General features: G+C 72.8%; 9 protein-coding genes and 2 pseudogenes. 8 read left to right on the top strand and 3 right to left on the bottom strand.

The annotated features are described in order from the left end of the window. Positions 1-256 precede the first annotated feature (256 nt). From ACZ7OO_RS42345 to ACZ7OO_RS42310, 8 genes are all read left to right on the top strand, one after another. The gene (locus tag ACZ7OO_RS42345; RefSeq protein WP_471512730.1) at positions 257-2,167 is read left to right on the top strand and encodes an outer membrane protein assembly factor BamB family protein; all 1,911 of its coding nucleotides are present in this window, start codon (positions 257-259) and stop codon (positions 2,165-2,167) included. After that, positions 2,164-3,438, top strand: coding sequence for an MFS transporter (locus ACZ7OO_RS42340; RefSeq protein WP_471512729.1), 1,275 nt, complete (start codon positions 2,164-2,166; stop codon positions 3,436-3,438). The genes ACZ7OO_RS42345 and ACZ7OO_RS42340 overlap by 4 nt, the downstream gene beginning before the upstream one ends. An 11-nt stretch (positions 3,439-3,449) precedes the next feature. After that, positions 3,450-4,154: a GTP cyclohydrolase II gene (locus ACZ7OO_RS42335; RefSeq protein WP_471512728.1), complete on the top strand. Its 705-nt coding sequence runs from the start codon at positions 3,450-3,452 to the stop codon at positions 4,152-4,154. Then, a complete protein-coding gene (locus ACZ7OO_RS42330) occupies positions 4,151-5,860 on the top strand; it encodes a WD40 repeat domain-containing protein (RefSeq protein WP_471512727.1) in 1,710 nt (569 codons plus the stop codon). Before ACZ7OO_RS42335 ends, ACZ7OO_RS42330 begins: the two co-directional genes overlap by 4 nt. Then, entirely contained in the window at positions 5,857-6,882 is a 1,026-nt protein-coding gene (locus ACZ7OO_RS42325) for a formylglycine-generating enzyme family protein (protein WP_471512726.1), read from the top strand. Before ACZ7OO_RS42330 ends, ACZ7OO_RS42325 begins: the two co-directional genes overlap by 4 nt. Before the next feature lie 337 nt (positions 6,883-7,219). Beyond that, a complete protein-coding gene (locus ACZ7OO_RS42320) occupies positions 7,220-7,675 on the top strand; it encodes a luciferase domain-containing protein (protein WP_471512725.1) in 456 nt (151 codons plus the stop codon). 113 nt (positions 7,676-7,788) lie between these two features. Further along, positions 7,789-7,932: a hypothetical protein gene (locus ACZ7OO_RS42315; protein WP_471512724.1), complete on the top strand. Its 144-nt coding sequence runs from the start codon at positions 7,789-7,791 to the stop codon at positions 7,930-7,932. Continuing rightward, positions 7,913-8,644 (top strand): thioesterase domain-containing protein, encoded by a 732-nt coding sequence (locus tag ACZ7OO_RS42310; RefSeq protein WP_471512723.1) that lies wholly within the window; start codon positions 7,913-7,915, stop codon positions 8,642-8,644. Before ACZ7OO_RS42315 ends, ACZ7OO_RS42310 begins: the two co-directional genes overlap by 20 nt. 49 nt (positions 8,645-8,693) lie before the next feature. Here ACZ7OO_RS42310 and ACZ7OO_RS42305 read toward each other — a convergent pair whose 3' ends face one another. The 3 genes and pseudogenes from ACZ7OO_RS42305 to ACZ7OO_RS42295 form a co-directional block, all read right to left on the bottom strand. After that, positions 8,694-11,735, bottom strand: coding sequence for an AfsR/SARP family transcriptional regulator (locus ACZ7OO_RS42305; RefSeq protein WP_471512722.1), 3,042 nt, complete (start codon positions 11,733-11,735; stop codon positions 8,694-8,696). Between the two features lie 168 nt (positions 11,736-11,903). After that, positions 11,904-12,350: pseudogene (locus ACZ7OO_RS42300) on the bottom strand (protein-L-isoaspartate(D-aspartate) O-methyltransferase); the annotation flags it as partial. Between the two features lie 68 nt (positions 12,351-12,418). Next, positions 12,419-12,502: pseudogene (locus ACZ7OO_RS42295) on the bottom strand (transposase); the annotation flags it as partial.

The raw sequence follows: 12,502 nt of genomic DNA, 5'->3' as shown, positions 1-12,502 counted from the left end.
GATTCGCCCCCTGGGGCAGGGTCACCCAGCCCCAGGGGGCACACATGTCTTCGTGCGTGTGTGCCGGGCCCCCGTCGCCTCACGCGGGCCGTCACGGCGCCCCTCCGTCCGGTGGGCCCGCTAGCCCGGGCCGGTGCGGCCTTGATGCCTGCCCCTGTTCCGCCCTTGACGCTTATCTTCGTTGTTTCGCCCTTGACGCCTTCTGCTGACAGTTATTGCTGCCTTTGCGCCCGTCCGACAGGAGTGGAGTTTCGCCATGGGGATCCCCGAACGGATCACACGGATCGTCAGCCTGCCCGGCCGCGGGCTCCTGGCCTGTGACGTCCGCGGTGGTCTGCACCGGCTCGATTACGACCTGACCCTGCGGCAGTCGTCCGGCGTCCCCGCCGCGGCCCAGGACCCGGCCGGTGACCCGGTCTACGGCGTCGCCCTCGCCGGCGACTGGATCATCACGCGTGACAAGACCGGCACCATCTGCCGCTGGCACGCCGACACGCTGCATCTGGCCGACCGCCTCGACGCCCGCGCCACCGCCGACCGCTCCCTGCTGCTCGAGGGCGAACAGCCTTCCCCCACGATGCTGCGCGGCATCGGCCTGTGGAACGGCAAGGCGTACGTCGACAACGGGTACTTCCAGGTCGTCGTCCTCGACGTGGAGACGTTCGCCGTCGAGCGGATCGTCCAGTGGCCGCACGGCTACGACATGCTCGAATGGTTCTGCACCGACGCCCCCGGCGTGCACGCCGTCGCCGACCGGCGCGGGCGAGTCCACTTCGGCTCGCTGGAGGAGTGGTCGTTCCCGACCACGGTGCGCATCGACACCTCCAACGTGCACCGCGTCGTGTACGACGCCCGTCACAACCGCTTCTGGGCCATCGGCGACGCCGGTATCGACGACACCCACAACGTCTCCAACGGTGTGGTGACGATCGGGCTGGACGGCACGATCGGTGAACGCATGCACTTCGCCCGCAACGACGTCGAAGGGCTCGTCTTCTCACCGGACTTCAGCACCGCCTACATCGGCGGCTTCGACGGGGAGCTGCTCCTGTTCGACAACACCGCCCCCGAACTGACCGTCCGCAAACGGGTCACCGGCTTCAGCCACCAGATCATCGACGTCACCATCGACGAGGAGGGGCGCGTCTACACCCTCACCCAGGACGGCGAGATCACGGCCCTGTCCCCGGACGGCGAGCTGCTGCACCGGCTCGACTACGACCGCCAGTGCGTGTGGGACCTGCGCCCGCTGCCCGGCGACGGGACGACCGTACTGGCCGCGACCGACGACGGGACCGCCGTGGTCCGCCTCGACACCCGCGGCGACCACGCCCGGCTGGCCCTGGTCGACGAGTACCACGGCGCGCCCGGCTTCGCCCGCCGTGCCGAGCCGTGCGGCGACGACCGGGTGGCGATCTTCTGGCCCGACACGGTGCGCCGCTTCACCCCCGACGGCACCACCGTGTGGGAGGCCCGCCTGCCCGGCATCGTCCACACCGTCTCGGTCTCGCCGGACCACAGCCGCGTCCTGGTGGCCTGCAACGCGGGCGGCTTCGAGTTCGACGCGGACACCGGCCGGCAACTCCTGCACGTGGACGGACTGCCTGCCAGCGCGTGGGCGTCGGCCTACCTGCCCGACGGGCGCCGGGTACTGGGATGCCGCACGGGCCGGCTCTCGGCCTACGACGACACCGGCCGCGTCTCCTGGGAGACGGAGCTGGAGAGCTACCCCAAGCGGCTGCTGGTCGACGGCGACCGGCTGCGCGTGACCGGCGGCGGAGGCGTCAAGGAACTCGTCGTTGGCGAGGACAAGCCGGTGCGCCAGTTCGTGGAACTGCTCGACAACACGGCCGAGAACTGCGCGCTGATCGACGGCACACTCTGCGTCGTCACCTACGGCATGCAGATCGCGGCGTACGACCACGACAGCGGTGAACTGCTGGCCCTGCACGAGGACCTGCCCGACTTCCCCAAGGGAATGACCGCGCTGCGCGGCGCGGACGGCCGGGCGTACGTGGTCGTCGGCGGCCGGGGCGGCTACCTGCGGCTGTTCCGCCTGGACCGCAGCGGCGAAGGACCGGTTCTCACCGTACTGCGCGACCTGTGGCTGCCGCGGTCCTCCGGTGCCCGTCCCTTCCCCGCCGCGGCCGGCGCGGCCCGGCCGTGACCACGGCCGGCAGGGTGCGCGCCGGGCACGGTGCCGCCCATGGCGACGAGGTGGTCGAGCCGTCCCCGTTCACCGAGCGCGCCTTCCTGGTGTTCGCCGCCGGGAACACGGTCAACAACGTGGGCGAGGCCCTGTACGCGACCGCTCTGCCGCTGCTGGCGTACCGCCTGACCGGCTCGCTCACGGTGATGGCGTGGCTGGCCGCCTCCGTGCCGATGTCCATGCTCCTCGCCCCCTGGTTCGGCACGGTGGCCGACCGGCGCGGCACCGCCGGCCTGGTCTTGTACGGGCTGCTGGCACAGGCGTCGGCGGCCCTGGCGATGAACGTGCTGCTGGAGAACGGGCATCCGCAGCCCTGGGTGCTGTTCGTGTGCGCCCTGGTGGTGGCGGTCGGCGGAGTCGCCTACCGGACCGGCTGGATGACAGACGTACCCGTGATGTTCCCGCGCTGCCCGGCGCGGGCCCGCGGCACCCTCAACAGCCTGTTCCTCGCCACCACGCTGGCCGGGCCGGTCCTCGTCGCGGCCACCCTGCCCCTGCTGGGCTACCGGGGCGTGCTGTGGCTGAACCTGCCGACGTTCTTCGCGCCGCTGGCGGTGTGGGCCGCGGGCGTACGCCCGCCGCGCCGCGCCGCCGGCGACGCCCGGCGGCGCAACCCGGCGCGGCTGCGCGCCGTCTGGCGCGACATCACCGCCGACCGGCGCATCGCCACCACGCTCGTCGTGCAGATGGTGCTGGAGGCCGTCTGCGGCACCGGCCTGACGTCCCTGGTCCTCTTCGAACTGCGCCACTCCTGGCAGTTGTCCGGGCAACAGGCCGGCTGGGTCCTCGCGGCCGTGAACCTGAGCCTGCTGACCGGCAACCTGCTGGTGTCGCAGCGCGGACGGCTGCGCCCCAGGACGCTGCTGACCGCGGCCTTGACCGCCCGGGCGGTGTCACTGGCCCTGCTGGCGGTGCCGGTGTGGCCGCTGTTCCTCACCGCCCTGGCCATCGGAGCCGTCGCCCAGGGCGCGCTGCTGGCCGCGGTGGTGATGCTGCGGGTGCGCTACCTGCCGCAGGCCGTCATGGGCCGCGCCTCGGGACTGATGTGGCTGCTGACCGGATCCGTCGCACTGCTGTCCCCCGTTGTGATCCCCCCGCTCGACCACGCTGCGGGCCCGCACGCCACGTTCCTGGCGCTCGGCGTCGCGTCGTCGGTGGTGCTGGTCCATCTGCACCGCGCCCGCACCGCCTGGACCCTGACGACCCCGGCGACGAACGAGCCAGCCTAGGAGGAGGAAACATGCCCCACATACCCGGCGACACCCGCACCACCGACCTCCCGGCCGCGTCCGTGCCCGCGCTGCGCCACCGCGACGGCGCCGGCGACGTGCCGCCGCGGGCGGAGGTGCGCCAGAGCGTCCGCATCCCCCTGTACCCGGCGACGGGCGACCTGATCACCGCCAGTGTCACCACCTTCCGGGGACTGGTGGACGGACGCGAGCACCTGGCGCTGAGCCTGGGTACCGTCCAGGACGGCGTGCCACTGGTGCGCATGCACTCCGAGTGCCTGACCGGCGACGTGTTCGGCTCCGCCCGGTGCGACTGCGGCCCCCAGCTGCGCGAGGCGCTGCGCCTGATCGACACCGCCGGCGGCCTGCTGCTGTACCTGCGTCAGGAAGGACGCGGCATCGGCCTGTACAACAAGCTCGACGCGTACGGGCTGCAGGACCGCGGCCTGGACACCTACGACGCCAACCGGGCCCTGGGTCTGGGCGAGGACATGCGCGACTACGCGGCGGCCGCGCAAATGCTGCGCGCCCTCGGTCACGATGAGATCGACCTGCTCACCAACAACCCCAACAAGTGCGAGCAACTGCGCCGTTGCGGCATCCGGGTGCGGCGCACCGTCGCCACGGGTGTCTTCGTCAACCCGCACAACACCGGCTACCTGACGGCGAAGGTCGCCCGTACCTCTCACACCATCCGACTGGAGGAGTCAGCGTGATACGCCATCACGGGCCGATCAGCGGCGTCGCGGCCTTCGGCGGCGCGTACGTGGCCACGGCCGGCTACGACAACCAGGTCATCCTGTGGGACGCGGCGCGCCGGGCGCCGCTCGCCCGCGCCGTCCACGACCATCTGGCCAACCAGGTGGTGTTCAGCCCGGACGGCACGCTGCTGCTGACCTCGTCGAGCGACTACACAGCCCGGCTGTGGTCGGTGCCCGACCTGAAGTTGCGGGCGGTCCTGAGCGAGCAGAAGGACGACGTGGAGATGTCGGTCTTCCACCCGACCCGGGAACTCGTCGCCACCGCCTCGCGGGACCACATGGTGCGCGTCTACGACTTCGCGGGCGCGCTGGTGGCCCGCTTCGAGGGGCACACCGCCGACGTCATCTCCGTCGCCTGGCTGGGTGACTGCGACAAACTGCTCACCTCCAGCGACGACGGCACCGTCAGGCGCTGGTCGCTGGAGAGCGGCGGCATGGTCGGCGAGGTCGACCTGGGCGGCGTGGAGACCGACACCATCGCGATCACCCGGGCCGGCGTGGTGTACGCGGGCAACGACGACGGCGAGATCATCACCATCGCCGACGGCCGCACCGGCAAGGCCCCCGCCCACGAGGCCGGCATCAAGCGCCTGGTCTACAACGCGGCCACCGAGTCCCTGGTCAGTCTCAGCTACGACCGCACCCTGCGGGTGTGGGACGCCTCCAGCCTCGAAGCGGGGCCGCGGCTCACCCACACCGCCGAGCTCCCCGCCGAGGTGTGGGCCCGCTCGTGCGCCTTCCTCGACGACTCCACGCTCGTCTTCGGCACCTTCGGCTCGTCCTACGCGGTCTACCGGATCACCGACGGGACGTGGGACCTGGCCGGCGTGGAGCCCACCGCGTGCGTCAACGCGGTCGTCACCACGACCGACGGCGCGGTGTGGACGACCGGCGACGCGGGAGTGGTGTGGGTGGACGGACGGCAGCTGGCCGCCACCGGCAGCCTGTGCAACTTCCTCGTCGAGGTCGGCGACCGGGTGCTGACAGGCGGTCAGCTGGGCCGGGTCTTCGACGCCCGCGACGGCCGCGTCCTGCACCAGCACCGCTCACCGCTGAACTGCGCGGCGGCCTTCACCCGTGACGGTGTGCCGCATGTGGTGGTCGGCGCCTACACCGGCGAGGGCCTGGTGTTCGCCGTCGGCGAGGGGCAGGAACCCGAGCACGTCGCCACGCTGCCGCTGCACACCAACGCGGTCAAGGGTGTCGCCGTCTCCGGCGACACGCTGTTCGCCGTGTGCGCGGACGCCTCGGTGTCCTGGTTCTCCCTGGACACGTTCACCGAGACCGGCCGGGTCGAGGAGGCCCACGCGCGGATCGCCAACGGATGCGCCCCGCTGCCGGACGGCCGCTTCACCAGCGTCAGCCGCGACCTGACCCTGCGCATCTGGGACGGCCGCACGAGCCGCACCGTGTCGACGCCACACGACCACTCCGTCAAGTGCGTGGCGGCCTCCGCGGACGGGCGGCTGGTCGCGACGGGTTCGTACGCGGGGACGGTGGCCGTGTACGACGTGACGACCGGGGACTGGCCGTACGTGGTGCGGCCGACCACGGCGGGCATCTCCAGCCTGCACTACGACGCCGCCCGCGGCCGGTTCCTCGCGTCGTCCTACGACGGGCGGGTCTACCCGCTGGAGCCGGATCCGGAGCCGGCGGCATGACCACGACCGAGGCTCCCGCGCTCAACCCCAACGAGCTGGACGACCGTACGGCGATGGGGCTGCCCGCGTCCTTCACCGACCGCGTCGACCAGGACGGGCTGCGGCAGCTGACCCGCACGCTCGCGGGCGAGGACCCGCGGGAGCTGGCCCGGCGGGTGGAGGACCCGGCGGCCGATGCGCTGCTGCGCCTGGCCGCGGGCCAGTTGCTGGCCCTGCTGGGCGATCCGCGCATCGACCCCTTGGCACCGGCGATGGCGGACGTCCCGGCCGCGCGGGTGCGGCTGGGACTGGCGGCGGACCGGGTCGACGCCGTCGCCGCGGCCTGGCGGCACGTGGGCGTGACCCGCGCGTGGATAGCGAAGGAGGCACCGGAGTACGAGGCCGACATCGCCGCCTTCCGGATCGCCCGCTACCCCGTGACGAACGCGGAGTACCGGCTGTTCCTGACCGAGAACCCGGACGCCGGGCTGCCCACTTCGTGGCGGTTCGGCGTGTATCCGCCCCAGCTGGCCAACCACCCCGTGTGGAGCGTGTCCCCGCAGGACGCCGACGCCTACGCGGCCTGGCTCGCCCTGCGCACCGGACGGGCCTTCCGGCTGCTGACCGAGGCGGAATGGGAGTACGCGGCCTCGGGCGGTGACGGACGCGCCTACCCGTGGGGCGAGGAGCCGGGCGAGGACCTGGCCAACACCGTGGAGTACGGCCCGCTGGCCACCACCCCGGTCGGCATGTACCCGGCCGGACGAAGCCCGTTCGGCGCGTACGACATGGGCGGCAACGTCGAGGAGTACGTCGCGGACGACTACCGGCCCTATCCCGGCGGTCGGTACGTGGACGACGACCTGTACGGCGACGCCGGCGTCGCCTACCGGGTGGCGCGCGGCGGGAGCTTCACCCGCTACGCCGACCTGGCCCGCTGCCGGCGCCGCCACGGGTGGTACCGGCGGGAGATCTACGCCATGGGGATCCGCCTCGCCGAGACCCCGTCCGCCGAGGACCCGGGAGCGCGGCGAGGTGGGTGAGCAGTTGTCCGCCCCGTGCGCCCGCCCGGCAGGAGGGGCGGAGGGCGGCGCCGCGACGGCGCGGGGCGCGGCGCCGGGCCCCGGCGCCCACCTGGCGTGGCCGCGGCGGGCGGTGGACGAACCCCGCCGCTGTCCGCGGTCACCGGCCGCCGACGGAGCGGGCCAGCGCCGCGAGTTCGTCACGGCACACGGCACCGGCCTCGCGCGGGGTCTCCACACCGGTGCGCTCCGCCATGGACGGCGAAAACCTGCGCCAGGTGCGCACGGCTCGCACCGGCCGCGGGCGTCGGGCGGGTCGTGGTGGCCGCCTTCCGCCACGGGGGGAGGGTGAACGGCCATGCGTCTGCCGCCGCGCCGGGGGTCGGCGCCCCTGGTCGTGACCGCCCCCCCGGTCGAACAGCTCACCGATCCGGCACCGGCCGGGCTCAGGCAGCGGGTCCTCGACGCGGTCGCCGCGTTCGACGGGGTCCGCATTGGTCCCTCGTACGTCTGCGTACGAGGGACCTGCGCGTTCCACCTCGGCCCGGTCCTGGCCCACGGACCCGTCGAGGCGTTCTTGGCGGGCTCGGAGTTCGGGCACGTGCATCCGCCGTACGACGGGAGTTTCCACCTGATGCTGCCTTCCGGGTGGACGGAACCGGTGGTCGCGGCCGGCTGGGGAGTGGCCGTCGCACCGCGCGGTTCGCTGCTCGTCTACGGACCGCGCGACGAGGCGGAAACGGCCGTCGTCCGGCGTCTGATCGCCGCGGCGTACTGGTTCGCGCGCGGTGGCCAGGCGGCCGCGATGCCTTGACCGCTGCGGTGACCTGCCGGGTAACCGGGCGGTATCGCACCGGGATGTGATCGGGATCGGGGCGCCGCACTGTGGTGGCACACAGAGAACGGACAGCTCGAAAGGAACACGACATGCGGTGGTTCGGACACGCAGCACTGGCCGTGGTCATGGCAGCGGTGATCGGCTGGGCGGCCACCGCGGCGGGATCCGCCGGTGCGCACGGCGCCGACGGACGCAGCCAGGTCCTGGCCACCGATGTCGGCCCCACCCGCTGACGTCCGGGCCACGTCGAGCCGGGAGGCGACGGTGATGACGGTGAGCGGAGCACGATTCCCCCTGATTCTCCTGCCGGGACCGGACACATCGGTCACAGACGTGACCCGACTGGTCCGTGCCCTGCCCGCCACCGTCCGGCCGGTTGTTCTGCGCCCCCCGGCCGACGGGTCCACCCGCCCTCGGGAACGGGAAGCGGCGCGCGCCCTGCCCGACCTGGCGGACGGGCTCGTCCGCCAGGTCCGCGACGCGGGCGTGAGCGGCCCGTTCGCGGTGCACGGCTGGGGAGTCGGCGCCTACCTGGGGCTGGCGCTGGCCGGGACGTTGGAAAGGGCGGCCGGACACGCCGTCTGCACGACCCTGTTCGTGTCGGACGCGGCCGCCCCCGGCTGGGCTCCCGAGCCGGGCACGTCGGCGTCGTCGCCGCACGGCCTGCTGACGTACGCCGTGCGCCGCACGGTCACCGAGAGCCGGTTGGTGGTGTGCGGCGGCCAGGCGTCCGCCGGGTATCCCGGGACCGGTCCGGGATCGTGGTGCCGGCGCTCCACGTCCGGCACGGAGTTCGTCACGCTGCCGCCCGGCTCCCGGTCGGACAGGGCGACGGCCCTGTCCCGAGTGATCGCCGCGCGGCTGCTTCCGGCGGCGGGCCGGCCGGTGCGGACACCGGCGGCACGGGTGCCGGTGCCGGACGTGGCGGCCGGATCCGCGTCCTGACGACCGCCGTCGAGGCGGTCTCCACTTCCGGCCGCCGCGCCCGGACGCGTCAGGCTCGGGGCCCGGCGGCCGGGTCCACGACCGGGTCTGTGGGCAGCGCCGTGGCAGCGGCGTGTTTCCGTGCCGCCCGGTCGTGCTCGTCGGCGGTGGCCGCATCACCCAGCGTCCGGAAGGACTCGGCCAGTCCCCGGTGGGCCTGGACGATCTCCGTCTGCAGGCCGATGGCCGTCGCCTGTTCGAGCGCCGCCCGGTGGCGGCCCAGAGCGCGCAGGTGCTCCCCGCGCGCTCCGTGCACCCGGCCCAGCACGTTCTCGGTCGCGGCCTGGCGGGCCCGCGAACCGTGGCCGCGGGCCAGCTCGAGCGCGGCCGCCCCGTGTTCCTGCGCCGTGTCCAGCCGCCCCGCCCTCAGCTCCGCCTCGGCCAGGTTGCAAAGCACCAGCGACGTCAGCGCCGGCGCGCGCAACGGCTCGCTCAGCGCCCGGGCCCGGTCGAGGCAGTCGGCCGCCTCCTCGAGCTGGTCCAGGCCCAGATGGGCCAGCGACAGGTTGGCCAGCGCGGTGACCTCGATGCCGGCGTCACCCGTGCTGCGGGCCAGCGCGGCGGCCCGCTGACCGGCCCGCGCGGCCTCGGGAAGACGTCCCAGGCGTTCCCTGGCGAAGCACAGGTTGGCCAGGGCCTGCGCCTCCTCCCGTGGGGAGCCCAGCGCGCGGTGTGCCTCGCTCGCCCGTGACAGGTATCCGACGGCGTCCTCCAGCTGCCCCACGCTGGTGCACAGCACACCGAGCCGGCTGAGGCAGGCCGCCTCGGTGCGGGGGTCGTCGAGACCGGAGGCGATCTTGAGCGCCTCCTTGGAGGAGGTGATGCCCTCCTGGAACAGATCGCGCTGCCACTGGGCGACCGCCTGGTTGATCAGCGACACGCACAGCAGTTCCGGATCGCCGTGGCTGCGCGCGCTGTCGACGGCCAGGCGGGCCGTCTGTTCGAAGTCGGAGAAGTAGTTCTGGGCGTGCAGGTAGAAGCCGATGCCGCGGCTGAGCCAGACGGCGTGCCAGTGCAGGCCGTGCTGGTCGGCGAGGTGGACGACGGCGACGACGTTGCGCCACTCCTGAGCGAACCACCGCTGCGCCTCATCGGGGAGCAGGGCGGGCGTTCTCGTACCGTCGTCGGCCGGCGGGGCGCTGCCGTAGCGCACCCGACCGGGGAACAGTGCGTCGCAGGCACGCTCCAGGTCGGTCAGCATGCGTTCGGCCAGTCTGCGCACCGCTGCGGCCCGCTGCTCGGCGTCGTCGGCCGGCAGGGTCCGGGCGAAGCTGTGCACCAGGTCGTGGAAGGAGTACCGGCCGAGCTCGAACTCCTGCAATAGGTGCACGTCCAGCAGGTGCTCCAGTATCCGCTCGGCGGTGTGCGGGTCGGTGTCCAGGAGCGCGGCGGCGACCGGTATCGCGAAGTCGGCTCCCGGATGCAGGCTCAGCAGCCGGAAGCGGGCGCGGCCTTCGGGCTTCATGGCGTCGTACGACATGCGCAGGGCCGTGGCGACGCTACGGTCTCCGGATTCCAGCTCGCCCAGGATGCGGGCGTCGTCGCCGAGCCGCTCGGTCAGGTGGCGCAGCGTCCAGTGGGGGCGTTTGCGCAGGCGGGCGGCGGAGACCCGCAGGGCCAGCGGAAGCCGTCCGCACAGCTTGACCAGGCGTGCGGTGGCGTCCGGTTCGGCGGCCACGCGATCCGAGCCCACGGTGCGGCGCATCAGTTCGACGCTGTCCTCCTCGGTCAGCAGACCCAGGGAGAGCCCTTCGGCGCCTTCCAGTTCGGGCAGCCGGATCCGGCTGGTGATCAGGACCAGGCTGCCGGGGGAGGCGGGCAGCAGCGGGCGGACCTGCGCCGCGTCCACCGCGTTGTCCAGGACGAGCAGCAGCCGGCGGCGGGCACTGGTGATCCGCCACAGCGCGATGCGGCTGAGCACGTCGTCGGGCACGGACTTTCCGGCCACCCCCATCGCCCGCAGCAGCACGCCGAGCGCCGTTGCCGGTGGCAGGGGTTCCTCGCCCGGGGTGAACCCGCGCAGATCGAGGTAGAGCTGGCCGTCGGGGTAGGCGTCGGCGACCTGGTGTGCGGCGTGTACGGCCAGGGCCGTCTTGCCGCTTCCGCCCATGCCGTCGACGACGAGGATGTGCGGGCTGGTGCGGTCGCCGGCGGCGGGTGGCGCAGCGGTGAGCCGCCGTACCTCCTGCTGGCGTCCGGTGAAGTCCGCCAGATCGTACGGGAGCGTGCACGGCGCGGTTCCGGTGACCGCGAACGGCGGCTCCGCCGTCTCCTGGAGGGGCGGTGGGGCGTCCAGTTCCGGGTCGCCGCGCAGGATCGCCTCGTGCAGCGCGGCCAGTTTGGGGCCGGGGTCGATGCCGAGTTCCTCCGCCAGCACGGTCCGCAGTCGCGCGTACTCCTCCAGCGCCTCCGCCTGCCGTCCGGCGCGATAGAGGGCGAGGAGCAACTGACCCCGGAGGATCTCCTGGTAGGGGTGCGCGGTGACAGCCTTGCGCAGTTCGCCGATCAGCCCGCTCGCCTCACCCTGCTCGAGCCGCAGCTCGAAGACCTGTTCGGTGGCGGTCAGGCGCCGCTCCTTCCACACGGCCGCCACGGCGTCGATGACGGGGCCGCCCGTGCCACCGAGGATGGAGCCCCCCCGCCACAGTTCCAGTCCGGCCTTCAACTGCATGACAGCGTTGTCAAGAAGTCCTTCGGCGCGTGCCTCCTGCGCCCTGCGCACCCTGATGTCGAACATCCGCAAGTCCAGTTGGCCGTCGTCGAGCACCGCGCGGTAGCCGGGCGGCTCGGTGACGATGACCTCGTGCCCGGACGGTAGCCGCCGCCGCAGCTCGGCGACGGCCTTGCGGACCTGGTGCACCGCCGTGGAGGGCGGCTCCTCGTCCCAGACCGCCTGGACCAGACGGGAGACGGGAAGGACCCGTCCCGCCTCCAGCAACAGCATCACCAGAACGCGTTCGTTGACAGGACCACCAGGCTTGATCCGCCTTTCGCCCTCCCAGATCTCGAGCGGGCCAAGAACGTGGAAATGCACGTGGGCGGTGGTGTGCATGGTCGGTGCTCCAACTCATGGTGAGGTACCACTGAACCCCCCGCGGGCCATGCGGCCCCGTCTAGCCGTGATACAGCCGTGATCATTGCCGATTGAACATACGTACCTTTCCACCCTCCGCGGTACCACATGCACTCTGAGTGCAGGTCGTCGTCCCGTCTCGGCGGCCGGCGAGACGCCGTCGTAGTCGTCACCGTGGCGGGTGCGCATGAACGTGGCCTGGTCGGAGGCGATGAAGCCGCGGGCGCCGCCGTCCGACGTCTTGTCGGCGACGAGGATCATCGCAGTGCCGGTGATGGTGGTGACCAGCCGGCCCCCGGGGCGCAGCGCGGTCAGCCACGAAGCGGGTACGGGCCGGACGGAGACGGTGGACACGGTGCGGTCGAAGTCGCCGGGCAACGTCTCGGTGATGTCGCAGACGGCGGTGCGCGGGTGCAGGCCGGTCGGTCGCGGCCTCCACCAGGTATGGGTCGACGTCCACGCTCGTCACGAGTTCGTCGCCCAGGCGTCGGCAGACCAGGGCGGTGCCGTATCCGGTGCCGGTGGTCACCAGGGTGCGGGAGCCGTCACCGAGCATGGTGGTGACAGGGTGGGCAGAGTCGAGGACGAGGTCGGACACCAGGATTTCGCGCCCCCGGTCGGCGGCTACCCGCAACGGGACCCGCAGGCGACCTAGTGCCGCATCAGGCAACGTTCGCCCTGTCGACGACGGCGCGTAGGCGCCGGTCGTCGGCATGGCGGTTTCGCCAGATGATGTAGCGGCGGAT

Source organism: Streptomyces sp. NPDC111744 (genome assembly GCF_055634995.1).
The sequence above is the reverse complement of the archived record's forward strand: the minus strand, read 5'-3'. Positions and strand labels throughout refer to the sequence as shown.